Genomic DNA, 24,204 nt, shown 5'->3' on the forward strand with positions numbered 1-24,204 from the left:
GCGCGCCGTCAGCGCACGAAGCGCACCTCGTGGATCTGTTCGCCGAGGAACGGCTCGATGTGCTCGGCGCCGTCGAGACGGAAACCGTTGCGCTCGTAGAAGTGGTGCGCCGTCGGGTAGTCCTTGGCCACCCACAGGAATGCGGGGCCCGGGTCGATGACGGCGTCGAACAGGCGCTGCCCGAGGCCCTGGCCGTGGAACTCGTGGCGCAGGTAGACGAAATACAGCTCGCGGGTGTCGGGCAGCTCCGGATCGCGGCTGGGGCCGGCGCCCGCGAAGCCGACGATCTCGCCGTCGACGAGCAGGGCCACGTGGGAGTACTCGGGGCCGAGGCCGGCGTAGTGGATCCACAGCTCGGCCATGCGCTTGGGTGAGAGCCGGGTGAGGGCGGCCTCGCTCACGAGGTGGTCGTAGGTTTCGTGCCAGCACGCGGCCTGCACGCGTCCCAGCTCCTCGGAATCGACGTCGCGCACGGGACGAACTACTACGGTGTGGCTCATGCTCCGACGCTACCCGAGAACGGGCCGCGCAGCACCGCCCACTGCAGCAGCATGATCGTCTTGGCGTCGATGATCTCGCCGCCGTCGATCATCGCCAGCGCCTCGTCGATGCCCAGTTCGACGAGGTCGATGTGCTCGCCCTCGTCGGCGAGCCCGCCGCCCGCGTGTTCCCGTGTGCCCGCGTCGTAGGGTGCCGCGTAGAAGTGCAGGCGCTCGGTGACCGAGCCCGGACTCATGAACGCGTCGAACACGTGCGTGACCTCGCCCACCCGGTGGCCGGTCTCCTCGATCGCCTCACGGCGGATCGCGGTCTCCGGGTCGTCGTCGTCGAGCAGCCCCGCCGCCGTCTCGATCAGCATTCCGCCCGGATGCCCGTTGATGTAGGCGGGGTAGCGGAACTGCGAGGTGAGCAACACGGTGCGGCGGTCCACGTCGTAGAGCAGGATCGTCGCGCCGTTACCCCGGTCGTAGGTCTCCCGGGACTGGGTCGACCATGAACCGTCGTCGCCCTGCAGGTCGAAGGTCGTCGTGTGCAGGCGGTACCAGTTGTCGCTCAGCAGTCGAACGTCGGTGACCCTGACGCGTGGGTTGTCGGTTGGCGGGTTTTCTGCGCTGTACATAGGCCTCCACACTATCGACGGGGATAGTTTGCACCGAGGTGACCTCGCTGTAACAACGCCGAATCATTCATCGTCTTTACTGGGGAACAAGCACCACGGCGGGAAGGCCACAACGATGACGACGATGCGAGCCATCCTTATGGGCGGCGCAGGCGGACCCGAAGTTCTCGAGTGCGGAACCGCCGAAGTGCCCGTGAGCGTGAACTCCGAGTTCCTCGTGCGCGTCGTCGCGGCGGGCGTGAACCCGACCGACGCGAAGACCAGGGCCGGGCGCGGGGTCACCCCGGCCATCGGCTCGTTCCCGATCATCCTCGGCAACGACTTCAGCGGGATCGTCGAGGCGGTGCCCTACGAGGGCCACCCGATCAAGGTCGGCGACGAGGTGTACGGCATGACCGGCTTCCCCCGCTTCGGCGGCAGCTACGCCGAGTACGTCACGGTGTCGAGCCTGAGCATCGCGCGCAAGCCCAAGTCGCTCTCGCACGTGGAGGCGGCCGGGGTACCGCTCGCCGCGCTCACCGCGTGGGGCATGGTCGTCGAGGTGGCCAAGGCGCACGAGGGCCAGCGCATCCTGATCCACGCCGGCGCGGGCGGCGTCGGCCACTTCGCCGTGCAGTTCGCCCGCTTCTTCGGCGCGTACGTCATCGCGACGGGATCCACCCGCAATCTGGCATGGCTCACCGAACTCGGCGCCAACGAGACCGTCGACTACACGAGCGAGCGCTTCGACGAGGTGCTCGACGAGGTCGACGTCGTCATCGACCTCGTCGGCAACGTGCACGACGACACCGGAACGCGTTCGCTGTCGATCCTGCGGCACGGCGGCCTCATCATCAACGCGCCCACCGGCAGCTGGCCGTCGTTCATCGACGACGCCACCGCGGCCGGGCTGCGGGCCACCACCTACAAGGTGGCGCCCGACGGGACGAACCTCGCCGTCATCTCGCGCCTACTGGAGTCGGGCGACGTTCGCGTCTTCGTCGACCAGGTGTTCGAGATGGATGCCGCGGCCGACGCACACCGTTCGCTCGAGACCGGGCACACGCGGGGCAAGATCGTGCTGAAGGTCAGCGACTACTGAAGCGTGCGCTCGCGCACGAAGTCGTCTTCGAGCTTGCCGCCGACGAGAAACTGCTTCGTGCCGACGCGCTCGAAACCGTTCTTTTCGTAGAAGCGGTTGGCGCGCGCGTTGAGTTGGTTGACTCCCAACCAGACGGATGCTGCGCCTCGAGCCCTGGCGACGTCGACGCTGTGCTGCATCAGTACCGCCGACGCGCCGGTGCCGTGCGCGGTGGCCAGCATGTAGAACTTGCTGAGCTCCACGGTGGGTCGCAGCGTCACCACCTGGGCGACGTCGGCGTCGTAGGGCTCCTCGGCCACGAGCATGGTGTAACCGGTCGCGACGCCGTCGGCATCCACGATCAGCAGGTCGCGGGCGGGATCGGCGAGGTAGCCGGCGAACTTCGCCTCGGAGAGGTTGGTCGCCACGAAGTCGGCGACCGCCTCGTCGGTCGTGCCGGGAGGACACGCGAGGGCGAACGTGGCCGCGGCCAGGCGGTGAAGGAGAGCCGCGTCATCCGGGCCCGCTATTCGAACGGTGACAGTCATTTCGAGCCTTTCGGGGTGCAGAAAAGGGGCCCGCTGATGCGGACCCCTTCTCTTATCTAGCGAACTGCTTAGATCGCGTTGACGTCCAGCGGGATGCCAGGACCAAAGGTCGTCGAAACGGTGCCCTTGGTGATGTAGCGGCCCTTGGAGCTCGACGGCTTGACGCGCACGATCTCATCAAGGGCAGCCTTGATGTTCTCGGCGAGCTGGTCTTCCGAGAAGGAAGCCTTGCCTGCGACGAAGTGCACGTTGGAGTGCTTGTCGACGCGGAACTCGATCTTTCCGCCCTTGATCTCGGAGACGGCCTTGGCCGTGTCCATGGTCACGGTTCCGGTCTTCGGGTTCGGCATGAGGCCACGCGGGCCGAGTACCTTACCGAGACGGCCGACCTGGCCCATGAGCTCGGGGGTCGAGACGGCGGAGTCGAATCCGACGTAGCCGGCCGCGACCTTCTCGATGAGCTCTGCTCCACCGACCTCGTCGGCGCCTGCAGCGATAGCGGCCTCGGCCGCTGCGCCGGTGGCGAAGACGATGACGCGGGCGGTCTTACCGGTTCCGTGAGGAAGGATGACCGTTCCGCGGACCATCTGGTCAGCCTTGCGGGGGTCGACACCGAGCTTGAGGGCGACCTCAACCGTGGAGTCGAACTTTGCGGAACCCGTGGTGCGCGCGACCGAAACGGCCTCGCTCGGGCTGTAGAACTTGCCTTCTTCGATCTTGTCGGCAGCGGCGCGGTAGGCCTTGGATTTCGTAGCCATTATGCGTCCACCGTGATTCCCATAGAGCGAGCCGTGCCCGCGATGATCTTCTCTGCGCCTTCGATGTCGTTGGCGTTGAGGTCAACCATCTTCTGCTCGGCGATTGCGCGAACCTGCTCGCGCGTGAGCTTCGCAACCTTGACGGTGTGCGGGGTCGAAGAACCCTTGGCGACGCCAGCGGCCTTCTTGATGAGCTCTGCTGCCGGCGGGGTCTTGAGGATGAACGTGAACGTGCGGTCCTCGTAGACGGTGATCTCGACGGGGATGACGTTTCCACGCTGGGATTCGGTCGCAGCGTTGTACGCCTTGCAGAACTCCATGATGTTCACGCCGTGCTGGCCCAGTGCCGGGCCGATAGGCGGCGCGGGATTCGCGGCGCCGGCCTGGATCTGAAGCTTGATCAGACCCGTGACCTTCTTTTTCGATGCCATTGTTTTTCCTTTTCTGTTCGAGAAGCCGTTGCCGGCCGCTCTCCCGCTCTCCGGGCGAATCCCGGTAGCGGTGGTATGTGGGGTTTGTCGCCCGAAGGGCGAACGGTGTGCGCTAGAGCTTGGTGACCTGGTCGAAGCTGAGCTCGACCGGGGTCTCGCGCTCGAACAGCGAGACGAGAACCGTGAGCTTGCCGCTCTCGGGCTTGATCTCGCTGATCGAACCGGGGAGGCCCGCGAACGAACCTTCCTTGATCGTGATGGTCTCGCCGACCTCGAAGTCGATCTCTGCGGGGATCGAGCGGGCGGTGTTCTTGCCCTTGCCAGGAGCCTGCTTCGACGGTGCTTCGACGATCTGCACGAGGCCCTTGAGCATCTCGAACGCCTCGTTGAAGCGCAGCGGCGTCGGGTTGTGGGCGTTGCCCACGAAGCCGGTGACGCCGGGGGTGTGGCGGACGACGCTCCAGGAGTCTTCGTTCAGCTCCATGCGGACGAGCACGTAGCCGGGGATGCGCACGCGGGTGACGAGCTTGCGCTGGCCGTTCTTGATCTCGACGACGTCTTCCATCGGAACCTCGACCTGGAAGATCGAGTCTTCGACGGTCATCGAGATCTTGCGGTTCTCGATGTTCTGCTTCACCCGCTTCTCGAAGCCGGCGTAGGAGTGGATGACGAACCACTTGCCGGGCTGCGCCTTCAGCTCCTTGCGGAACTCCTCGTAGGGGTCGACCTCGATGGGCTCGCCGTCGTCGCCCAGTTCGGGACCGTCGTACGGCGGGACATCCAGTTCTTCGTTCGCGGCCTCTTCGGCCTCGATGTCGGCCTCGTCTTCGACGGCGGCGACCGAAGCCTCGGCCTCGTCGAGCGAGTCGATGTCGATGGCGTCGTCGACGATCGCGTCGGCCTCGGGGTCGATCGCGGCGTCGAGCGCTTCGATGAGTCCGGCGAGGTCGCCCGCCTCCTCGTTCGAGTCTTCGACGTGCAGCGCCTCTTCTTCGGCGGCGTCTACGGAATCCTCGTCAGCAGCCAGCGAGTTGCCCTCCTGGGCTTCGTCGTCCTCAGAGGACTGCTCTGCAGCGGTCGCGAGGTCGATATCGTCGCGGTGGTTCTCAGACACTGAATTCCATTCCATTCCTTGTTTCACGTAGCGGACGGATCCGAACGCGTCGTGCGCGGCGAAAACCCTAAGAGGTGATGTCGCCGTTACCGAAGATGTAGTTGACCGCGAGCGAGAAGACCCAGTCGAGCCCACCCACGAGGGCCATCATGATGACCACGAAGATCAACACGACACCGGTGTAGCTGACGAGCTCTTTGCGGGTCGGGGTGACGACCTTCTTGAGCTCGTTGACTACCTGTCGGATGAACAGCGACAGGCGGCCGATCGGACTGCGCTTTTCGGCACTGTCTTTACGGGCGTTGACAACGACGTCCTCGCTGGGCTCGTCGGCAATTTTTCTAGCCACTGTTCAGTACTACCTTCCGACAGCTCGTCGTTGTGGTGCTCGGTGCCTCACACCGAAATGTGTGAGGACACCTGCAGGGCGGACAGGACTTGAACCTGCAACCTGCGGTTTTGGAGACCGCTGCTCTACCAATTGAGCCACCGCCCTTTGCGTGCGCGAGGCACACGGCTAATTACACTTCGAACTCACAGGCTGGATTGCCAGAAGATGGCGCGCAAAAGCTTGGCAGAATTACTACCTCGACAAGTGTAAGGCATCGACGGCGTTCCGTCATCCCGGGCGACCGGAACGGACCTGCCGTCCCGCCCTACACTAGCTGCGTGGCCACATTTCCTCGAATCTCCCGGCGCATCGGCGCTATCGCAGAATCCGCGACCCTCAAGGTCGACGCCAAGGCGAAGGCGCTGCAGGCGCAGGGTCGCCCGGTAATCAGCTACGCGGCAGGCGAGCCCGACTTCGCGACGCCGGCGTCTATCGTCGACGCGGCATCCGCTGCCGTCCTCGACCCGAAAAACTACCGCTACACCCCAGCCGTCGGCCTCCCCGACCTGCGCGAGGCGATCGCGGCGAAGACACTGCGTGACAGCGGCCTCGAGGTCGCCGCGAACCAGGTCGTCGTGACCAACGGCGGCAAGCAGGCCGTCTACCAGGCGTTCGCCACGATCGTCGACCCGGGCGACGAGGTCCTGCTGCCTGCGCCGTACTGGACCACCTACCCCGAGGCGATCCAGCTCGCCGGCGGCGTGCCCGTCGAGGTGTTCGCCGGCAGCGACCAGGGCTACCTCGTGACCGTGGAGCAGCTCGAAGCAGCCCGCACCGACCGCACCAAGGTGCTGCTGTTCGTCTCGCCGTCGAACCCGACCGGCGCCGTCTACTCGCCCGAGGCCACGAGGGCGATCGGCGAGTGGGCGCTGGCCCACGGCATCTGGGTGATCAGCGACGAGATCTACCAGAACCTGACCTACTCCTCCGACCCGGCCGTTGCGCCGCGCGCGATCTCGATCGTCGAGGCCGTGCCCGGGCTCGCCGACACGACGATCCTGGTCAACGGCGTCGCCAAGACGTACGCGATGACCGGTTGGCGCGTGGGATGGATGGTCGGCCCCGTCGACGCGATGAAGGCCGCGGGCAACCTGCAGTCGCACCTGTCGTCGAACGTGTCGAACATCTCGCAGCGCGCCGCCCTCGCCGCGCTCACCGGCCCGCAGGACGAGGTCGAGGTCATGCGCCAGGCCTTCGACCGCCGCCGCACGCTCATCGTCGCCGAGCTGAACAAGATCGACGGAATCGTGTGCCCCACCCCCGAGGGCGCTTTCTACGTGTACCCAGATGTCACGGGGCTGCTGAACCGCGAGTGGGGCGGCGTCACGCCCACGACGTCGCTCGAACTGGCCGACCTCATCCTCGACCAGGCCGAGGTCGCCGTCGTGCCCGGCGAGGCGTTCGGCCCGAGCGGCTACCTGCGCCTGTCGTACGCGCTGGGCGACGAACCGCTGCTCGAGGGCGTGCGGCGGCTGCAGCAGCTGTTCGCGTAGGGGGCGGCCGCCGGCACGCGCGTTTGCGAGTTCCGCACCTTCCCGCGCGTTCGGAACGTGCGGATCTCGCAACCAATTCGGGACTGTGGAGAATTCGCGCGAACCGGGTCAGGCATCCGCCACCATCGTCGGGTGAAACCACGCAAACCCCTACCGGCTCCCCTCGACCGCGAACCGTTCACGACCGCGGAGGGCCTCCGCGCCGGGCTCGGGCGTCAGCGTCTTCGCGGCAAGGATCTCCTCCACCCGTTCCGCGGTGTCTACGCGGCCGGGAGCGGCGAGCCGAGTGTGGACGAGCTCTGCCGAATGCTGCAGGTGCGCCTTCCCGAAGTCGCCTACTTCTACGGGAACACCGCGGCCCAGATCATGCACATCCCGCTGCCGTGGAAACTGGAACAGGACCGCGAGCTGCACGTAGCCGCACCGTCACCGCGGACGGCGCCGACAGGCAAAGGTATCCGCGGGCACTCTGTTCGCACGGACGACGGTGACGTACAGCGATGGGGTCCGCTCCGGGTCGCGTCACCGGACCGCACCTGGTGCGATCTCGCTGCCGCGCTCACGCTGTCGCAACTCGTCGCGGCCGGCGACTACGTCATTCACTGGCGGATGCCGCTTTCGACGCCGGCCGGACTCGCCGAAGCCGTTCGGCGGCACGGATCGAGGGCCGGCCGGTCGAGGCTGGCCGACGCTCTACCCTTGCTCAACGATCGTTCGGAATCGCCGAAGGAGTCGCAACTGCGCGTCATCTTCGTGCAGGCCGGTCTGCCCGGGCTCGCCGTCAACCTTCCGATCACGACCACGGACGGGTATCGCTACCGGGCAGACCTCGCATTTCCCGAGCGCAAGACGATCGTCGAGTACCAGAGCCGGTTCCACGACCCGGCGGCCAACTTCCGCGCCGACATGACCCGCATCTCCCGGCTCGAGGCCGACGGGTGGGTGGTGATCCAGGTGAACGGCGACGACCTGAACGACCCGGAGGAGCTCGTGCGCCGGGTCATCCGGGTCCTGGCATCGCGGCCGTTCTTCGAGTGAGCAACGTTTTGCGAGTTCCGCGCCTTCCTGGGACCTGGGGAGGTGCGAAGCCCGCAAATGCCCACGCGGGGCGGGCCGCGCGCGGCGCGGCCGGCTAGAGCAGCTTGCGCTCCAGGGCCCAGGCTGTCAGCTCGTAGCGCGACGAGAGCTGCAGCTTGCGCAGCACGGCCGAGACGTGGGTTTCGACAGTCTTGATCGAGATGAAGAGCTCGGTCGCGACCTCCTTGTAGGCGTATCCGCGGGCGATGAGCCGCATGACCTCGCGCTCGCGGGCGCTGAGGCGGTCAAGCTCATCGTCGGACGCGGCCTGCTCGCCGGCCACCGCTCCGAACGCGTCGAGCACGAAGCCGGCCAGGCGGGGCGAGAACACGGCGTCTCCCCCGGCGACGGCGGCGACGGCCCGTGAGACCTCGGCGCCCGACGAGCCCTTCGTGATGTAGCCGCGGGCGCCGGCCCGGATCACGCCGACGACGTCCTCGGCCGAGTCGGAGACCGATAGGGCGAGAAACCGCACCGAGTCGAGCAGGGCGCTCGACCGCCGAAGCACCTCGGCACCCCCGCCGCCCGCACCGCCGGGCAGGTGCACGTCGAGCAGCACGACCTCGGGGCGCAGGGACTCGATGAGCGTTACGGCCTCGTCGACCGTGGCCGCCTCGCCGAGCACCACGACCGAGTCGTCGAGGTCGGCGCGCAGGCCGGAGCGGAAGATCGAGTGGTCGTCGACGATAAGTACGTTGGTCACGAGCTGGCTCCTTGGGAGAGGCGGATGTCGCGCGGGACCTCGAGGTGCAGGTGCACCTCGGTGCCCGAGCCGCCGGTGCCGGGGCGCACCGTCGCGATGCCTCCGGCACGTGACATCCGACCGATTATCGATTCTCGGATACCGAGGCGGTCTGCGGGAAGGGACTGCAGGTCGACTCCCGGGCCCCGGTCGCGCACGAACACGTCGATCGCGCCCGGCGGCGTCTCGACGTAGACGGAGACCTCGCCGCCCGCGTGACGGGCGGCGTTGAGCATGGCCTCGCGCGCCGCGGCGAGCAGGGCGCCGCTCGAGTTGTCTACGGATTCCCCCGCGGTGACCACGTCGATGCGCACCGCGTAGTCGAGCTCGATGGCGGCGGCGATATCGCGCAGCTCGGTGGCGAGGTCGGCGACCACGGGGGCGTCGCCGACGAACAGCCAGTCGCGCAGCTCGCGCTCCTGAGCACGGGCGATGCGCGCGACCTCGCTCGAGGCACCCGCCCGGTTCTGGATCAGCGCGAGCGTCTGCAGCACCGAGTCGTGCAGGTGGGCAGCGATCTCGGCCCGCTGCTCTTCGCGCACCCGCGCGGTGCGGGCCGCCTGCAGGTCGCTCGAGAGGGCGACGACGCGCGGGGCGGCGATCACGGCGACACCGAGCACCACCATGGCGACGCCGAGCACGGCGTTCTCCGCGGTGGGTCGGGCGAGCAATGCGGCCACACCGCAGACGACGAGCAGCACGACGGCCGCGAACCGCAGCACCGTGCCGGCCGCGGCGCCACGGTCGGGGTCGTGGCGGTCGAAGGTGAGGCTCCACGCCACGGCGAGGCCGCTCGCGCAGGTGACGAAAAGCAGCGCCGTCGTCGATTCGCGGCCCGTCACGAGGAAGACGAGCGCGGCCAACCCGGCGACGACAAGCAGCAGCACCGTCGCGGGGGCCGAGCGCCGCACGCCCTCGTCGTCGTCGGCCGCCGGGTCGAGCGGCACGAACGCCCACAGCCAAAGGTAGAGCAGCACGCCGCCGCCGCCGCACAGCGCGAGCGCCACTGTGAGAAAGCGCACGCGGCGCACCGATACGTCGAGGTGGCGGGCGACCGCGAGGCAGACACCGCCGACCGCGACGCGGCGCGGGCGCGCGAGCGGCGGTCGTTCGGTGGCGGTCTTCACTCTTGAATACAAGCAGGTTTGACAGACCCCAGGATGCCCCGGGTCGGCATCTCAGGGTGCGGTCAGGGGATTACCCCATGGCCGGGTGGTGCTGGCGGGCGGCAGCATTGAGCCATGCCCACGAATACCTCCCCACAGCCCGAGGCTCCCGAAGAACAGCCGGGGGCCGCCGAACAGCCGGCACCTCCCGCCGCGCCGCTCGCCGGCAACCGCTTCTTCGCCTGGATGCGCTCCCTCAACCTCACCCGCGAGCCCGGCTGGATCGGCGGCGTCGCCGCCGGCATCGCCGCCCGGCTCGGCGTCGACCCGCTCATCGTGCGCGGCATCATCGTCGTGGTCGCCGTCCTCGGCGGGCCCGCCTTCCTGCTCTACGCCGCCGCCTGGCTGCTGCTGCCCGACCAGGACGACAAGATCCACCTCGAGGAGGTCTTCAAGGGCCGCCTCGACTCCCCCATCGCGGGAATCGGCGCGCTGATCCTCTTGAGCATGCTCCCCGTGACGCAGGGCTTCTGGTTCGCCGGCAGCGCGTACTGGGGCGAGCCGTTCTGGGGCGCCTCTGCCGGCCGCGCCCTCTGGACCATCGTGGTGCTCGGTCTGCTCGTCTGGTTCGTGGTCTGGGTCGCCCGCCGCTCGAGCCGCGCATCCAACGCCCCGCTCGTCACCCCCGCGACGACGGACGCGCGGCCGGACACGATCCCGCAGCCCTACCCGGCGTCGACCGACCCCACGACGACCGTGCTGCCGGACTCGGCCGCCGGCCCCGGCGCCCGTCCGGCCGCCCCCGCCGCCACGGCGAGCGCCGAGGAGTTCGCCGCCTGGCGCCAGCAGCAGGCCCAGTGGAAGGCCGAGAATGACGCGTTCCGGGTGCGTCAGGCGACGGAACAACACGCGGCGAGCCTCGCCGCTCAGGCGCAGTACCGTGCGGAGCGCGCGGCGCGTCGAGCGATCGAGCAGGCCCACCACGCACGCACCAGGTCGAACCCGCTCTACTCGTTCATCTTCATCGGCTCGTCGTTCGTGACCGGCGGGCTCACGACCCTCGCGGTCGGCGGCGGCGCCATCACCGGCGCGGCGTTGCTAGCCGGCCTCGGCGCGATGCTCGCCGTGCTCGCGGTGGCCATCATCGTCAACGGCGCCAGGGGCAAACGCCCCGGCGGTTCGCAGGGTGTCGCCGCGGTGGTGCTCACCGTGCTGCTGGTCGCCGCGATCGTGCCGCAGGGCCCGAACATCAGCTACACCGACGACGTGCGCTTCGAGCCGCAGGCGGACGACTACGACTGGACGAACGAGGTCTATTTCGTCGGCACCGGCGACACGGTGATCGACCTCACCGACTTCTACGCCGAGCCGGTTCCCGCGGGTGAACAGGCTGCGCTCGAGGGAGAGCTGATGCCCGTCTATGAGAACTTCACGCTCGTCTCCGGCATCGGCGACGTCACGGTGATCGTCCCCGCCGACGGGGAGTTCTACTACAGCGCGACGATCGGCCGTGAGACGCGTGACCGCGATTCGCTGGTGGGCAGGTCGGATTCGTTCAACATCCCCCAGCAGGTCGATGGCGAGCCCGCCCCCGACCGGTCGGCGCGCTCGGCGAATCTGAACATCACCATGGGCGTCGGCGAGCTCACCATCCAGCGCGCCCCCGCGACCGGCAACATGATCGAAGGAACAAGCGAATGACCGACACCGCGAACACCACCCCCCTCGCGCCCCTCACACCGCGCATCGGCACGATCGTCTGGGGCGGCATCCTGCTCGTCGTCGCGGCGATCGCCATCTTCGCCTCGCAGGTCGACTTCGGCGACGCGACTCCCGCGGCCATCGTCTGGAGCGTCGTCGGCTTCGGCGCCGTGCTGGTAGTCGCCGGCATCATCGCCGCGATCGTGCGCGCAGCTCGCAAAGACAAGGCCGAGCCCGACCTGGGCTAGCACCCCCCCTCCACCGACCGGTTGACCCGCCGGCCCACCGGTGCACCGCTGTCGCCCGCGCGCCCGCGAGGCCACAGTTGAACCATGACAAACCACGACTCAGCGGTCACCGTGCGCGACCTACGGAAGTCCTACGGCTCGCTCAACGCCCTCGACGGCGTCAGCTTCGACATCGGGCGGGGCGAGACCTTCGCGCTGCTCGGACCCAACGGCGCGGGCAAGAGCACCGCGATCGAGATCCTCGAGGGATACCGCGACCGCACCTCGGGCGAGGTGACGGTGCTGGGCACCGATCCCGGCCGCGGCGGCCTCGCCTGGAAGGCGCAGCTCGGCATCGTGCTGCAGTCCACCGGCGAGAGCGGCAACGTCACGGTGCGCGAACAGCTCACCCACTTCGCCGGGCTCTACCCGAACCCGCGCGACGTCGACGAGGTCATCGCGGCCGTGGGGCTCGAGGCCAAGCAGAAGACCCTCATCCGCAAGCTCTCCGGCGGGCAACGCCGTCGCGTCGACGTGGCCCTCGGCATCGTCGGCAACCCGGCCCTGCTGTTCCTCGACGAACCGACCACCGGCTTCGATCCCGAGTCGCGCCGCCAGTTCTGGGAGCTCATCCTCTCGCTCAAGAACGAGGGCACCACCATCCTGCTCACGACGCACTACCTCGACGAGGCGGCACACCTGGGTGACCGGGCCGGCATCATCGCCGGGGGAAAGCTCATCGACATCGGCCCGATAGACACGATCGGTGGGGCGGATGCGCGCGTGCCGCTCGTGCGCTGGGTCGACAGGGGCGTCGCGCGCGAGCAGAGAACGACAGAGCCGGCGACGCTCGTCGCCGCGCTCGTGCGCGAGAACGGCGGCGAACTCGACGGACTGGAGGTCGTGCGCCCCAGCCTCGAAGACATCTATCTCGAACTCGTGGCGGCGTACGAACGCGGCGCTTCGACAAGCTCAGCGACCGTAGGCGGCTCAGCGACCGTGCTCGAAAAGGAGACAGCAAAATGACCACCCTCACCATCCCCCGCCTCCCGGCCGGCCGGTCGCTCCGCCTCGGCGGCAGCCGCGTCGTCAACGAGGTGCGCGCCTACTTCCGCCAGGGCGACTCGGTGTTCTTCACCTTCCTCTTCCCCGTCGTGATGCTCACGATCTTCTCGACCGCCTTCAGTGACCAGTCGTTCGGTACGGATGACACGGGGGCCGACGTCACCGCGGCGGCGTACTACCTGCCCGGCATGCTCGCGGCGGGCCTGCTGCTGAGCGGCCTGCAGAACCTCGCCATCGACATCGCGACGGAACGCAGCGACGGCACCCTCAAGCGTCTCGCCGGAACCCCGCTGCCCGTGTCGAGCTACTTCATCGGCAAGATCGGGCAGGTCCTCGTGACCGGCGCCGCCCAGGCCGCGCTGCTGCTCATCGTGGCCCGCGTGGTGTTCGGCGTCGCGCTGCCCACGGAGGCCGGGGCGTGGTTAACATTCGGCTGGGTGTTCCTTCTCGGGGTCACCACCTCCGCGGTGCTCGGTATCGCGCTCAGTCGGGTGCCTCGCAGCGGAAAGAGCGCCTCCGCGGTCGTCATCCCGATCACGCTCGTGCTGCAGTTCATCTCGGGGGTCTACCTGCCGTTCAGCCAGCTGCCCGACTGGCTGCAGAACGCCGCGAGCGCGTTCCCACTTAAGTGGATGGCGCAGGGGATGCGGTCGGTCTTCCTGCCCGAGACCTTCGAGAGCGCGGAGCCCGGCGGCGTGTGGAATCTCGCGGGCGTCGCCCTCGTCACCGGGCTGTGGCTGGTGCTCGGCCTGATCGTGTGCCGCATCACGTTCCGCTGGATCCGCAAAGATAGCTGAATGGGCAACATTCGCGGGTGGGACATCGCGGTCGTTTCGGCGGCCGCGATTCTCTTCGCGCTCGTGCTCGCGAACGGGGCGGAGGGCGGCGAACTAGTCGGAGCCGGCGCGGTCATCGTGGCGATCATCGTCGTCTGGTTCGCGTTGGGTCGCGGGAGCGAGGACGGGTCGCCGCGCGCCATCACCGTCTCCGCGCTCATCGTCGTGCTTTCCGGAGTCGGCACCGCGATCAGCCCGAGCATGGCCACCGCCCAGGCGATCGCCTTCCCGTTGCTCTGGCTGCTTGCGGGCAGCACCCGAGCCGCGGTCGTCGCCAACGTCTCGCTCGCCGTCTCCGTGGGCACCGGCTACTTTCTGTACCTCGGGGGTACGTGGAGCGCGCTCAGCCAGGCCGTCGTGATCGAGGCGATCTCGCTCGCGGGAAGCTTCGCCATCGGCTTCTGGATCACTCGCATCTCGGAGGAGAGCGCCGAACGGGCCCGGCTCATCGACGAGCTCCGCGAGACGCAGGCCCAGCTCGAGGCGGTGAGCCGCGACGCCGGGGCGATGGGCGAGCGGGAGCGGCTGGCCCGCGAGATCCACGACACGATCGCGCAAGACCTCACCGGTCTCGTGCTGCTCGCCCAGCGCACCCGGCGCGAGCTGGTGAGCGGCAGTCCGACCGTGGGCGAGACCGTCGACCTGCTCGAAGACAGCGCGCGCACGGCCCTCGCCGAGACCAGGTCGCTCGTGGCGGCGAGCGCACCGGTCGCGTTGGCCGAAGGCGGCATCCGCGCCGCCCTCGACCGGCTCGCCTCACGCTTCGGCAGAGAGACCGGCATCGTCGTCGGCGTCGTCGGCGAGACCCCGCCGCTCGACCGCGACACCGAAGTGGTGCTGCTGCGCTGCGCCCAGGAAGGACTCGCCAACGTGCGCAAACACTCGGCGGCGTCGAACGCCACCCTCGAACTCACCGTCGACGAGACATCCGTCACTCTGATCGTGCGCGACGACGGCGACGGCTTCGATCCCGCTCTCGAGAACGACGGCTTCGGACTGAGCGGCATGCGCGACCGCCTCACGCTCGTCGGCGGCACCCTCGCGATCGCCAGTTCGCCCGGCGTGGGCACTTCGCTCACCGCCACCCTGCCGCGTTCGGCGGTCCTCGCGTGATCCGCGTGCTGGTGGCCGACGACCACCCCGTCGTGCGCGGCGGCATCGTGGCGCTGCTCGCCGCGGCCGACGATATCGAGGTCGTGGGCGAGGCCTCGAACGGCCGCGAAGCCGTCGACCTGGCGCTCGCCCTCACGCCGGAACTCGTGCTCATGGACCTGCGCATGCCCGAGCTGGACGGCGACGAGGCGACGGCGCTCATCCTGCAGGCGAGCCCGGCGATCCGGGTCGTCGTGCTCACCACCTACGAGACCGACGCATCGATCCTCACCGCGATCGAGGCCGGGGCGAGCGGCTATCTGCTCAAAGCCGCGCCGCAGGAGGAGATCCTGGCCGGCATCCGGTCGGTGGCGCGCGGCGAGGTGGCACTCGCGCCGTCGATCGCCGCGATGCTGGTCGGGCGGGTGAAGACGCGCGCGATCACGCTCAGCCCGCGCGAGACCGAGGTGCTCGGGCTCGTCGCGCAGGGCCTGAGCAACCCGGCGATCGCGAAGAAGCTGTTCCTGGGCGAGGCAACCGTGAAGACGCACCTGTTGCACGCTTTCGAGAAGCTCGAGGTGAACGACCGCACGCGCGCGGTCACGAAGGCGATGGAGCTCGGGCTGCTGTAGCTACAGCCAGACGCCGACGAGCACCGGCTCCGCGACCATCCGCACGCCGAACTGCGAGAACACGCGGGTCTGCACGTAACGCCCCAGCTCGGTTACCTCGGCGGCGGTCGCTCCCCCGGTGTTCACGATGGCGAGCGTGTGCTTGCTCGAGATCGCCGCGCGCGACCCCGGCAGTGAGAACCCGCGCCCGATGCCGGACTTCTCGATCAACCAGGCCGCGCTGAGCTTCACGCGGAAGTCGGTCTGCGCGGGAGGCGCGGCCGGCTCCTCGCCGAGGGGCACGGCGACGGGTGCCGGTTCGGGCGCGTTGGCCCAGCGCGGCGCCTGCTCGGGCAGGGTCCTCGCGAAATTCTCGCCCACGATCGGGTTGGTGAAGAACGAGCCGCAGCTCACCGAGTCGGGGTCGGCCGGGTCGAGGACCATGCCCTTGGATGCGCGGAGCGCCAGAACGGTGTCGCGCACGACGCGCAGTGGCACACGGGCTCCGAGTTCCACGCCGAGCGTCGAGGCGAGCTGCGCGTAGCCGACGGGTGCGCTCTCGGCGCTGCGGGTCAGCTCGAGGTCGACGGACAGCACGAGCCCCCTCCTGCCCTGCTTCAGCGTCGACGTGCGGTAGTCGAACCCGAGGTCGGCGGCGGTGAGCCGCTGCAGGTCGCCGCTGAGGTAGTCGAGGAACTCGATGGCGACGAGGCTGGAGGCGATCTCCTGGCCGTAGGCACCGATGTTCTGCACGGGTGCCGCGCCGGTCGAACCGGGGATGCCGCTGAGGGCTTCGATGCCGGCGAGGCCGTTGTCGACCGTGTACGCCACGAGGTCGTCCCACGGTTCGCCCGCCTCGACGCGCAGCACGACGCGGCCGTCGTCGTCGGAGAGCTGCTGGATACCGCGGGTGAGCACGCGCACGACGGTGCCGTCGAAGCCCTCGTCGGCGACGACCACGTTCGACCCACCGCCGAGCACGATCCACTCCTCGCCGCTGCCCCAGGTCTCGACCATGGCCGCGACGAGCTCGTCGCGTGTGGCGGGAGAGAGCAGCTCGTGGGCCGCTCCGCCCACGCGCATGGTGGTGAGTTCTGCCAGCGGCGTCGCGCCGTTGCCGTCAGTCATCTAGGCGAGGCTGACGCGTGCTTGCGCCTTGCCGAGCACGGTCTGGTCGGCGAACGTCACGGTCAGATCGATTCGGATCTCGGCGTCGGTGAGGGCGCCCACCTTGGCGACCACGGTCACTTCTGCGCCATCCGCCCTGTCGACGACGACCGGGCGCGTGAACCGCACCTGGTAGTCGAGGATCTTGCCGCTGTCGCCGATCCAGTCGACGACGGGCTGCACGGCGAAGCCCATGGTGAGCATGCCGTGGGCGAGAACGCCGGGCAGGCCGACGCTCTCGGCGACATCGTCGCGGTAGTGGATCGGGTTGAAGTCGCCCGAAGCGCCCGCGTAGCGCACGAGGGAGTCACGGGTCAGGCGGTAGGTCTTCTCGGCGACGATCTCGCCCAGTTCGGCGATCATTCGTCTCCCCGGACGACGAGGGTCGAGATGGCGGTGACGACGTGGGCGCCGGTCTGGTCGGTGATCGTCGACTCCGACGTGACCATGGAGTGGCCGCCGAGCGACTTGATCGCGGTGACGGCGAGGGTCGCGGTGAGTTCGTCGCCCGCGACGATCGGGCGGGTGTAGCTGAAACGCTGGTCGCCGTGCACGACGCGGGTGAAGTCGATTCCGGCGTCGGGCTCGGCGAGCAGCTGGGCGAGCGTCGACTCCTGGATCACGATGGGAAACGTGGGCGGCGCGACGATGTCGGCGTAACCCGCGGCCTTCGCGGCATCCGGATCATTGTTCAGCGGGCTCGTGGCGAGGACGGCGCGGGAGAATTCGCGGATCTTCTCGCGTCCCACCAGGTACGGGGCAGTAGGCGCGAACACGCGGCCCTGCAGTTCGGGGTTCACTGGCACGTAGTGATTCTACGTGCCCCGCTTTGAGCCTCGCCCGCTCGCGGTCGGAGAACCACAAAACCCCGGGTGCCTTGCGGCAACCGGGGTTTCGTCGGGGGTCTTGTGGGGTGCTATCTGCCTACTGGCAGGAGTCGCACTGCAGAAGATCCATCGGGTCAACGGGAACTGCGTAGCCGCCGACTGAATCGTTGTCGTTGTCCATGTGATCCTCCTTCTGTGTCGTCTAGTTCGTAGCTGTTGCTGCGAGGGTTCTCACTATATAACGGGAATCACAGCCGTGTCATTCCACTACATCTAGTGTTTCGGCGTGTCGCGCTGATTAACATTCTCCCGCGGGCCACTGACATTTCCTGTGCCGCGGAATCATGCGGATGTCGCGCGTGCGACGAGATTTCGGTGCCGGATTTGCCCCCCGATTTGGGTGCGGGCGTGTCGGGTGCGGCGGCGTGTCGAGGTGCGGCGGCGTGTCGAGGTGGGTGCGGCGTCAGGTGCGGCGGCGTGGCGCGGGTGCGGGCGTGCGCACACCCGCACCCGCGCCATACGGCAGCACGCGCCGTCGGCGGCAGGGTTGCGCGGTCTTCTGTCACGGGCGCTGTCGGATGTTCGGGCGCGCCTGCAACAAACCGCGGCGCTATCGGGCGGGCGCGATGTCATCGGCGGCGTATTGCGCTTCCGCGGCCGGCGGAGGAGCAATATGCCGCCTGTGAGCGCGTGTCCTCGGCGGGCGCGGCGCTATGCGGTGGCGCGGCCGCCCGAGGGCCCCCGGCGAGAAGGCGCTAGTTGCCGTACGACGCCGCGAGTCGCCGGAAGCCCTCGTCGAGCGACACCGTGGGCGCCCACTGCAGGTCGGCGCGGGTGCGACGCTGGTCGAACCAGTGCGCCGTCGAGAGTTGCTCGGCGAGGAACCGCGTCATGGGCGGCTCGTCGGCGCCGGGGCGCACCCGCCACACCGCTTCGATCGCCGAACCGGCGGCGCGGGCGACGCCGGCGGGAACGCTCCAGCGCGGCGCGGGAACGCCGGCCGCCGCGCACATGCCGGCGATGAGTTCGGCTACCGGTCGCGGCTCGCCGTTCGTGATCACGTAGGCGTTGCCGTGCACCTCGGGTGCGCGCTCGAGCGCGGCCGCGATGGCGGATGCCGCGTTGTCGATGTAGGTCGTGTCGATGAGCGCCGCGCCCTGGCCGAGCAGCGGCAGGCGGCCCTGCCGGGCGCGCTCCACGATGCGGGCCACCAGCTGGGTGTCGCCGGGGCCCCAGACGATGTGCGGCCTGACCGCGACGACCGCGAGCGAGGCGGAGTCGGCGGCGAGCGCCAGCAGCTCCGACGCGGCCTTGGTGCGGGCGTAGTCGCCGCGCGCCCGTACCGGGTCGGCGGGCAGCGCGTCGTCGCCGACGATCGAGCTGCCGGAGTGCGCCACCGAGGGTGACGACACCTGCACGAAGCGCCCGACGCCGGACTCCCCGGCGGCGCGCAGCAGGCGCAGGGTCCCGCCCACGTTGACGGCGTCGAACTCGGCCGGGTCTCCGGCCAGGGATACCTTCGCGGCCAGGTGCACGATCCCGTCGACCCCGTCGGTGGCGCGGGCGACGCTCGTCGCATCCGTCACCGAACCGAGAACGTCGTCGACGCCGGCCAGTCGCGAGGGGCTGCGCTGCAGCGTGCGCACCTCGTGGCCGGCCGCCAGGATCGACGACGCCACCGCGCGGCCGAGCAGCCCGCTCGCGCCGGTTACCAGCACCCTCACGGGCGCGTCATCCGCCCGCCGGTGAGGATGTCGCCCGCCCACGCGCCGAGGCGCACACGGTCGATCTTGGAGTTGTGGCGGATGTCGGTCGGCAGGTTCGGCACGACGAGCACGGCCGCGAGCGGCAGGTCGGTGGATGCGCGCACGGCACTCGCAAGAGCCGAGTTCGCGAGCGACACCCGGAACGCGGGCGGCACCGTCTCGATCACGGCGACGAGCTGCTGCTCGCCGCGGGGTCCGATGCCGACGAGGGCCGCGCGGGCGACCTCGAAGACCGACTCGAAGCGCTGTTCGGCCCCGACCGGGGTGACGACGCCGTTCTCGGTGACCAAGACGTGCGGCAGGCGGCCCTCGACCCAGAGGCGTCCGCGGTCGTCGAGGTGGCCGACGTCGCCGGTTCGGTGCCAGCGCTCGCCGGGCACCGCGCCGCGGCGGGATTCGCGCTCGGTGAGCCAGAGCCCGTCGTAGTGGTCCTTGATGTGCGGCGCCGAGACGACGATTTCGCCGGTCACGTAGGGGGTATCCGCGAGTACCCCGTGGGCCTCGCCGTTGCCGTCGAGAGCGCTGATGCGCACGCTCACGTTCGCGGCGGGAAGTCCGACGCAGACGCCGCCCGGCCCGCCGAGTTCGAGCGCGGCGTCGCGGATGCCCTCGAGGGTGATGTCGGTCATCAGCAGTCCCTCGGTCATGCCGTAGGGGGTGTGCGCGGTCGCATTGGGCATAAGAGCGGATGCCGCGGCGAGCAGCCGCTCGGACACGGGGGCGCCGGCGGACAGGAACGTGGTCACGCCCTCGAGCGCCTCGCGGCCCGCGTCGTCGAGCGCGCCGGCGGTCGCCACGACGTTGGTCACGGCGGCCGGCGACAGGAACACGACGGCGGCGTCGGCCGCTTCCACGGCGGCGGCGACCGCCTTCGCGCTGAGCGTCTTCGGCGAGGTGACGACCATGTCGGGCGTCACCGAGCGGGCACCGAGCGCCGGGCCGAGCAGGGCGAACGGGGCGAACCCGGCGACGAGGCCGGTTCCGGGGCCGACACCGTAGGCGGTGGACAGCGCGTCGACGAGCGCGGCCAGCTGGCCGTGCGTGTAGACGACGCCCTTCGCGGGGCCCGTCGATCCGCTGGTGAACAAGACCGCTGCGGTGTCGTCTGGCGACGGCAGCTCCGGCAGCTCCTCCTCGACACCGAGCGACACGAGGTCGCCGAGCGAGTAGGCGACGTCGAGCGAACGGCGCACCGGCTTGATGTACTTGGCGGTGGAGATCTTCTGTCCGGGCCAGCCGAGCGCGGTAGCCGCGGCGAGGCCCGTCGGCGCACCGATCACGTGGTCGGGCCACGCGCCGCGCACGGCGCGGGTCAGCCCCTGGATGCCGAGCCCGGCGTCCGCGACCACGACGACCGCGCCGAGGCGCAGGCAGGCGTAGAGCACGGCGGTGAGGTCGGCGCCCGGCTGGATGAGCAGCGAGACGCGGTCGCCGCGCTTGACGCCGACCATGGCGAGACCGGCGGCGATCTGGCGCACACGCTTGGAGAGCAGCTTCCACGACACGACGTTGGGGGTCTTGCTTCCCGCTGGCGCCATCTCGACGAGCGCGGTGTCGGCGTTGTCGCGCAGCTCGTCGAGGTAGCGGAAGAGTCCCGCGGGCGGGCCGGCCTTGACCGGCTTCACGTAGCCTTCGTCGAAGCGGTTCGGGTCGAGCTTTTCCTCGACCGGCTCGGCCGGCGTGGCGAAACGCGAGGGATTGCGGGCGGCGGTGCCGAGGGACGAGAGCTCGGTTCCGCGGTCGCCCAGCCAGGTGAGAACGGATGACGCGTAGTCGACGTCTTCGGCGACGAGGTGACCCGCCCCCTCGAAGCGGTGCACGTCGGCATGAGGCAGCCGGTCGACGAGGTCGTCGAGGTAACGGTCACCGAAGATCGGGTCGCGCGGGCCCCACAGGGCGAGAGCGGGCACGGCGAGGAAGCGGAGTCCCCCGGCGATGCGCTCGAGCTCGGGGAAGCTCTCGTGGGTGTCGTCGGCGGGGATGTCGGCGACGAAGCCGCCGATGCCGCCGCGGCGGGAGGCCTCGAGGTAGGGGGCACGATAGCCCGCCTTGACCTCGTCGCTCAGCGCCGGGTGCGCGAGCGACAGCGTCGTCTCGAGGAACGCGGGGGTGCCGACGGTTGCCGCGCCGAGCACGCCGCGCAGCAGCGTGACACGCAGCGGGGCGGGGATCGGGTCGCCGGCGGGCTGGTGGGTCGCGGTGTTGAGCAGGGCGACACCGGCGAGCAGCTCGGGGTGGTCGACCGCCCAGCCGAGGCTGACGACCCCGCCCCAGTCGTGGCCGAGGGTGATGACCGGGCCGGTCAGCCCGAGTGCGTCGGTGAGGTCGCCGAGGTCGCGCACGCGCCTGGCCAGGTTGCGCGGTTGTCCGGTGCGCTCGGAGAAACCCATCTCCAACTGGTCGACGGCCACCACCCGCCATGCTTCGTGGCCGCCTGCCGCGGCATCCGTCGCCCGCGAGACGAGCGAACGCCACAGGTAGCTCCACGTGGGGTTGCCGTGCACGCAGAGGATCGTGCCGACGGGCGTGACGCCCAGCTCGGCGAGGCGCGGGCCGTTGTCGAGCACGTGCCATTCGTGGCTGACCGACAGGCCCTCGCTCTCGCGCGCCGACACGAGGCGCGAGAACGACGGGTCGAGACCCTCGAGTCCCGCGGGTGGAAGGCTCGCCGCAACGGGAGCGGAACGCGGGATTCGAGAAGTCACCAGGCGATCTCCAACATTGCGGTATTGAGTCCGGAACCGACGCCCATCAGCAGGACGCGGTCGCCCTTCTTCAGGTCTTCGGCCTCGTAGGCCAGGGTGATCGGGATCGACGCGGGGCCGATGTTGCCGAGCAGCGGGTAGGTGCGGGGGACCTTGGCCTCGTCGAGACCGGCGGCCTTGACGATGGCGTTCGTGTGCACGGACGAGACCTGGTGCAGGATGTAGCGGTCCATCTTGCCCCACGACCAGTCGGTCTTCGCCTCGTTCCAGGCGGACACGACGAGCTCCATGCCGCCCTTGAGCAGGGCCTTCGCGTCGGTGAACATGCCGTCGACGCTGCCGACGCAGAGTTCGTTGAACTGGGTGGCCGCGCGGGTGACGCCGCCGAGGATGCGGTGACCCTCGGGGTGCGCGTCTGCACGGCCGAGGACGGCCGCCGCCGCGCCGGAGCCGAGGGTGAGGCTCGCGAACTCGCTCATGAAGTCTTTGCGGCTCAGGCTGTTCGCCTCGAGGCGGTCGACCGTGTTGTTCTGGATCTCGTCGGCGTCTTCGCCCGCGACGATCACGGCGTAGTCGATCTGGCCGGAGTCGATGAGCGACGAGGCGAGGCTCATGCCGTTGACGAAGCCGAGGCACGCGTTGGCGATGTCGAAGTTGAGTGCCGAGCTGGGCAGGCCGAGGCCGTGGTGGATGCTCACGGCGACCGAGGGCTCGAGGTTCTTGCGGGTCACCGACGTGTTGATGAGCAGGCCGACCTGGTCGGGCCGCACGCCGGCCTGGGCCAGGGCGCGCTTGCCCGCCGCGACGGCGGCGTCGTCGAACTGCTGCCCGGGCTCCCAGTTGCGGCGTTCGTAGACCCCGGCGACGCGCTGCAGCAGTCCCTTGGGGAGGCGAAGTCGCTTGAGGGCGCCCTGCAGTCGCTGGTCGATTGATTCTGACGTCGTGATGCGTGAAGCAATCGTGCTTGCGACTGAGAGCAAGGCGACGTTGGTGTGCGTCGTCGTGGCGTTTCCGGGCAACGGATCTCCCTATCGAATTGTCAACTAGAGCGTAGTGACAAGTTAATTATTGTCCGTCTCGAACCTGACCGTTGACCGGGCGGGGGCCGTATGCGATACGGCATGCGGCGGGCTGCCGCGAAACGGGGCCCGATTCGGGCGATGAGCTCGAGGGGAGACAACCCGACAGCTGTGGAGAAGATTCCCGGATGCCTGCCGGCCGGGGCAGCCTGGGCGGGCGCGACAGGGTGAGACCGGGTGCCGGAAAGGCCTGACGTGCGCGCACACCCGCGTGGTACTTTGGCGGCAATCGGCCGGGCGCCTGGGCGCCCCACCACCGTTCAATGACGAACTTGGAAGGCACCCGAAAATGAAGAAGCTCATCAACGCGCCCGAAGCCGTGCTCGCGGAAGCCCTCGTGGGCATCGCGGCCGCACACCCCGAGCTGAACGTCGACCACGACAACCGCATCATCTACCGCGGCTCGCCGACCAGGGCGGGCAAGGTGGCCCTGATCTCGGGCGGCGGCAGCGGCCACGAGCCCCTGCACGGCGGATTTGTCGGCCTCGGCATGCTCGACGCGGCGTGCGCGGGCGAGATCTTCACCTCTCCCACCCCCGACCAGATGCAGGAGGCCACCAGGGTCGCCGACTCGGGCGCCGGCGTGCTGCACATTGTGAAGAACTACACCGGCGACGTGATGAACTTCGAGATGGCGGCCGAGCTCGCCGAGGCCGAGACCGGCGTGAAGGTCGCCTCGGTCGTAATCAACGACGACGTGGCCGTCGAGGACTCCACCTGGACCGCCGGCCGCCGCGGCGTCGGGCTCACCGTGCTGCTCGAGAAGATCGTCGGGGCTGCCGCCGAGGAGGGCCGCGACCTCGAAGCGGTGACCGCGCTCGCCAACCGGGTGAACGACAATGGCCGGTCGATGGGCATGGCGCTCACGAGCTGCACCGTGCCCTCGGCCGGCAAGCCCACCTTCGACCTCCCCGACGACATGATGGAGATCGGCGTGGGGATCCACGGCGAGCCGGGCCGTCACCGGGTCGCGCTGGCCCCGGCCGCATCCATCGCCCAGCAACTCGTCGACCCGATCCTGGCCGACCTCGACTTCACGCAGGGCCCGGTGATCGCCATGCTCAACGGCATGGGCGGCTCCCCGCTGATCGAGCTCTACCTCATGTACGGCGAGGTGGCGAAGCTGCTCGAGAAGGCGGGCGTCACCGTGGCCAGGTCGCTCGTCGGCAACTACATCACCAGCCTGGACATGGCCGGATGCAGCGTGACCCTGTTGCGCGCCGATGACGAGTTGCTCGGCCTGTGGGATGCCCCCGTGAACACCTCGGGCCTGCGGTGGGGGGTCTGA

Annotated in this window: 25 protein-coding genes and 1 tRNA gene; 10 read left to right on the forward strand and 16 right to left on the reverse strand. The window is 69.3% G+C overall.

What is annotated here, in order from left to right:
* Nucleotides 1–8: 8 nt before the first annotated feature.
* Nucleotides 9–500: a GNAT family N-acetyltransferase gene (locus IEV96_RS10120; protein WP_188510483.1), complete on the reverse strand. Its 492-nt coding sequence runs from the start codon at nucleotides 498–500 to the stop codon at nucleotides 9–11.
* Complete coding sequence (locus tag IEV96_RS10125) at nucleotides 497–1,120, reverse strand: NUDIX domain-containing protein (RefSeq protein ID WP_188510484.1); 624 nt, start codon at nucleotides 1,118–1,120, stop codon at nucleotides 497–499. The genes IEV96_RS10120 and IEV96_RS10125 overlap by 4 nt, the downstream gene beginning before the upstream one ends.
* 124 nt (nucleotides 1,121–1,244) lie before the next feature.
* Here IEV96_RS10125 and IEV96_RS10130 point away from each other — a divergent pair, with 124 nt between their 5' ends.
* Nucleotides 1,245–2,201, forward strand: coding sequence for an NADP-dependent oxidoreductase (locus IEV96_RS10130; protein ID WP_188511214.1), 957 nt, complete (start codon nucleotides 1,245–1,247; stop codon nucleotides 2,199–2,201).
* Here IEV96_RS10130 and IEV96_RS10135 read toward each other — a convergent pair.
* From IEV96_RS10135 to IEV96_RS10160, 6 genes are all read right to left on the reverse strand, one after another.
* Nucleotides 2,195–2,728 carry a GNAT family N-acetyltransferase gene (locus tag IEV96_RS10135; RefSeq protein ID WP_188510485.1) on the reverse strand — a complete coding sequence of 178 codons (534 nt, stop codon included), beginning with the start codon at nucleotides 2,726–2,728 and terminating at the stop codon, nucleotides 2,195–2,197. The genes IEV96_RS10130 and IEV96_RS10135 overlap by 7 nt on opposite strands.
* 68 nt (nucleotides 2,729–2,796) lie before the next feature.
* Nucleotides 2,797–3,486 (reverse strand): 50S ribosomal protein L1, encoded by a 690-nt coding sequence (gene rplA / locus IEV96_RS10140; protein ID WP_188510486.1) that lies wholly within the window; start codon nucleotides 3,484–3,486, stop codon nucleotides 2,797–2,799.
* Nucleotides 3,486–3,917, reverse strand: a complete 432-nt coding sequence (gene rplK / locus IEV96_RS10145) for a 50S ribosomal protein L11 (protein ID WP_188510487.1) — start codon at nucleotides 3,915–3,917, stop codon at nucleotides 3,486–3,488. The genes rplA and rplK overlap by 1 nt, the downstream gene beginning before the upstream one ends.
* A gap of 112 nt (nucleotides 3,918–4,029) precedes the next feature.
* A complete protein-coding gene (gene nusG, locus IEV96_RS10150) occupies nucleotides 4,030–5,031 on the reverse strand; it encodes a transcription termination/antitermination protein NusG (RefSeq protein WP_188510488.1) in 1,002 nt (333 codons plus the stop codon).
* Between the two features lie 67 nt (nucleotides 5,032–5,098).
* Nucleotides 5,099–5,380, reverse strand: a complete 282-nt coding sequence (gene secE / locus IEV96_RS10155) for a preprotein translocase subunit SecE (RefSeq protein WP_188510489.1) — start codon at nucleotides 5,378–5,380, stop codon at nucleotides 5,099–5,101.
* 74 nt (nucleotides 5,381–5,454) lie between these two features.
* Nucleotides 5,455–5,527: transfer RNA gene (locus IEV96_RS10160), tRNA-Trp, on the reverse strand.
* 173 nt (nucleotides 5,528–5,700) lie between these two features.
* On the opposite strand from IEV96_RS10160, the gene IEV96_RS10165 reads away from it, so the two are divergent.
* Nucleotides 5,701–6,915 carry a pyridoxal phosphate-dependent aminotransferase gene (locus IEV96_RS10165; protein WP_188510490.1) on the forward strand — a complete coding sequence of 405 codons (1,215 nt, stop codon included), beginning with the start codon at nucleotides 5,701–5,703 and terminating at the stop codon, nucleotides 6,913–6,915.
* Nucleotides 6,916–7,047: 132 nt separating this feature from the next.
* On the forward strand, nucleotides 7,048–7,953 hold the full coding sequence (locus IEV96_RS10170) for an endonuclease domain-containing protein (protein ID WP_188510491.1): 906 nt from the start codon (nucleotides 7,048–7,050) through the stop codon (nucleotides 7,951–7,953).
* Nucleotides 7,954–8,047: 94 nt separating this feature from the next.
* On the opposite strand, the gene IEV96_RS10175 is transcribed toward IEV96_RS10170, so the two are convergent.
* The gene (locus IEV96_RS10175; protein WP_188510492.1) at nucleotides 8,048–8,695 is read right to left on the reverse strand and encodes a LuxR C-terminal-related transcriptional regulator; all 648 of its coding nucleotides are present in this window, start codon (nucleotides 8,693–8,695) and stop codon (nucleotides 8,048–8,050) included.
* Nucleotides 8,692–9,861 (reverse strand): ATP-binding protein, encoded by a 1,170-nt coding sequence (locus IEV96_RS10180; protein ID WP_229733214.1) that lies wholly within the window; start codon nucleotides 9,859–9,861, stop codon nucleotides 8,692–8,694. The genes IEV96_RS10175 and IEV96_RS10180 overlap by 4 nt, the downstream gene beginning before the upstream one ends.
* Nucleotides 9,862–9,975: 114 nt before the next feature.
* Between IEV96_RS10180 and IEV96_RS10185 the strand changes: the two genes are divergently transcribed.
* The 6 genes from IEV96_RS10185 to IEV96_RS10210 all read left to right on the forward strand — a co-directional run bounded on the left by IEV96_RS10185 (nucleotide 9,976) and on the right by IEV96_RS10210 (nucleotide 15,393).
* Nucleotides 9,976–11,541, forward strand: a complete 1,566-nt coding sequence (locus tag IEV96_RS10185) for a PspC domain-containing protein (RefSeq protein ID WP_188510494.1) — start codon at nucleotides 9,976–9,978, stop codon at nucleotides 11,539–11,541.
* Complete coding sequence (locus IEV96_RS10190) at nucleotides 11,538–11,789, forward strand: hypothetical protein (protein ID WP_188510495.1); 252 nt, start codon at nucleotides 11,538–11,540, stop codon at nucleotides 11,787–11,789. Before IEV96_RS10185 ends, IEV96_RS10190 begins: the two co-directional genes overlap by 4 nt.
* Nucleotides 11,790–11,873: 84 nt before the next feature.
* Complete coding sequence (locus IEV96_RS10195; protein ID WP_188510496.1) at nucleotides 11,874–12,794, forward strand: ABC transporter ATP-binding protein; 921 nt, start codon at nucleotides 11,874–11,876, stop codon at nucleotides 12,792–12,794.
* On the forward strand, nucleotides 12,791–13,630 hold the full coding sequence (locus IEV96_RS10200; protein WP_188510497.1) for an ABC transporter permease: 840 nt from the start codon (nucleotides 12,791–12,793) through the stop codon (nucleotides 13,628–13,630). Before IEV96_RS10195 ends, IEV96_RS10200 begins: the two co-directional genes overlap by 4 nt.
* Complete coding sequence (locus IEV96_RS10205) at nucleotides 13,631–14,782, forward strand: sensor histidine kinase (RefSeq protein WP_188510498.1); 1,152 nt, start codon at nucleotides 13,631–13,633, stop codon at nucleotides 14,780–14,782.
* Complete coding sequence (locus IEV96_RS10210) at nucleotides 14,779–15,393, forward strand: response regulator (protein ID WP_188510499.1); 615 nt, start codon at nucleotides 14,779–14,781, stop codon at nucleotides 15,391–15,393. The genes IEV96_RS10205 and IEV96_RS10210 overlap by 4 nt, the downstream gene beginning before the upstream one ends.
* Here IEV96_RS10210 and IEV96_RS10215 read toward each other — a convergent pair whose 3' ends face one another.
* The 6 genes from IEV96_RS10215 to IEV96_RS10240 form a co-directional block, all read right to left on the reverse strand.
* Nucleotides 15,394–16,500 (reverse strand): UDP-N-acetylmuramate dehydrogenase, encoded by a 1,107-nt coding sequence (locus IEV96_RS10215; protein ID WP_188510500.1) that lies wholly within the window; start codon nucleotides 16,498–16,500, stop codon nucleotides 15,394–15,396.
* Nucleotides 16,501–16,902, reverse strand: coding sequence for a MaoC/PaaZ C-terminal domain-containing protein (locus IEV96_RS10220; RefSeq protein WP_188510501.1), 402 nt, complete (start codon nucleotides 16,900–16,902; stop codon nucleotides 16,501–16,503).
* Complete coding sequence (locus IEV96_RS10225; RefSeq protein ID WP_188510502.1) at nucleotides 16,899–17,345, reverse strand: MaoC family dehydratase N-terminal domain-containing protein; 447 nt, start codon at nucleotides 17,343–17,345, stop codon at nucleotides 16,899–16,901. The genes IEV96_RS10220 and IEV96_RS10225 overlap by 4 nt, the downstream gene beginning before the upstream one ends.
* 776 nt (nucleotides 17,346–18,121) lie before the next feature.
* Complete coding sequence (locus tag IEV96_RS10230) at nucleotides 18,122–19,090, reverse strand: NAD-dependent epimerase/dehydratase family protein (RefSeq protein WP_188510503.1); 969 nt, start codon at nucleotides 19,088–19,090, stop codon at nucleotides 18,122–18,124.
* A complete protein-coding gene (locus IEV96_RS10235; protein WP_229733216.1) occupies nucleotides 19,087–21,837 on the reverse strand; it encodes an alpha/beta fold hydrolase in 2,751 nt (916 codons plus the stop codon). Before IEV96_RS10235 ends, IEV96_RS10230 begins: the two co-directional genes overlap by 4 nt.
* On the reverse strand, nucleotides 21,834–22,856 hold the full coding sequence (locus IEV96_RS10240; protein ID WP_188510504.1) for a 3-oxoacyl-ACP synthase III: 1,023 nt from the start codon (nucleotides 22,854–22,856) through the stop codon (nucleotides 21,834–21,836). Before IEV96_RS10240 ends, IEV96_RS10235 begins: the two co-directional genes overlap by 4 nt.
* 349 nt (nucleotides 22,857–23,205) lie before the next feature.
* On the opposite strand from IEV96_RS10240, the gene dhaK reads away from it, so the two are divergent.
* Nucleotides 23,206–24,204 (forward strand): dihydroxyacetone kinase subunit DhaK, encoded by a 999-nt coding sequence (gene dhaK, locus IEV96_RS10245; RefSeq protein WP_188510505.1) that lies wholly within the window; start codon nucleotides 23,206–23,208, stop codon nucleotides 24,202–24,204.

This window comes from Conyzicola nivalis, from assembly GCF_014639655.1.
In the GTDB taxonomy this organism is placed as follows: Bacteria; Actinomycetota; Actinomycetes; order Actinomycetales; family Microbacteriaceae; genus Conyzicola; species Conyzicola nivalis.

Bases quoted from the DNA above. Each gene is read 5' to 3' on its own strand.
- IEV96_RS10200 (WP_188510497.1), top strand. From the start codon at position 12,791: ATGACCACCCTCACCATCCCCCGCCTCCCGGCCGGCCGGTCGCTCCGC.
- IEV96_RS10185 (WP_188510494.1), top strand. From the start codon at position 9,976: ATGCCCACGAATACCTCCCCACAGCCCGAGGCTCCCGAAGAACAGCCG.
- IEV96_RS10125 (WP_188510484.1), bottom strand. From the start codon at position 1,120: ATGTACAGCGCAGAAAACCCGCCAACCGACAACCCACGCGTCAGGGTC.
- IEV96_RS10195 (WP_188510496.1), top strand. From the start codon at position 11,874: ATGACAAACCACGACTCAGCGGTCACCGTGCGCGACCTACGGAAGTCC.
- IEV96_RS10120 (WP_188510483.1), bottom strand. From the start codon at position 500: ATGAGCCACACCGTAGTAGTTCGTCCCGTGCGCGACGTCGATTCCGAG.
- IEV96_RS10215 (WP_188510500.1), bottom strand. From the start codon at position 16,500: ATGACTGACGGCAACGGCGCGACGCCGCTGGCAGAACTCACCACCATG.
- IEV96_RS10205 (WP_188510498.1), top strand. From the start codon at position 13,631: ATGGGCAACATTCGCGGGTGGGACATCGCGGTCGTTTCGGCGGCCGCG.
- IEV96_RS10220 (WP_188510501.1), bottom strand. From the start codon at position 16,902: ATGATCGCCGAACTGGGCGAGATCGTCGCCGAGAAGACCTACCGCCTG.
- IEV96_RS10190 (WP_188510495.1), top strand. From the start codon at position 11,538: ATGACCGACACCGCGAACACCACCCCCCTCGCGCCCCTCACACCGCGC.
- IEV96_RS10135 (WP_188510485.1), bottom strand. From the start codon at position 2,728: ATGACTGTCACCGTTCGAATAGCGGGCCCGGATGACGCGGCTCTCCTT.
- rplA (WP_188510486.1), bottom strand. From the start codon at position 3,486: ATGGCTACGAAATCCAAGGCCTACCGCGCCGCTGCCGACAAGATCGAA.
- IEV96_RS10130 (WP_188511214.1), top strand. From the start codon at position 1,245: ATGCGAGCCATCCTTATGGGCGGCGCAGGCGGACCCGAAGTTCTCGAG.
- dhaK (WP_188510505.1), top strand. From the start codon at position 23,206: ATGAAGAAGCTCATCAACGCGCCCGAAGCCGTGCTCGCGGAAGCCCTC.
- rplK (WP_188510487.1), bottom strand. From the start codon at position 3,917: ATGGCATCGAAAAAGAAGGTCACGGGTCTGATCAAGCTTCAGATCCAG.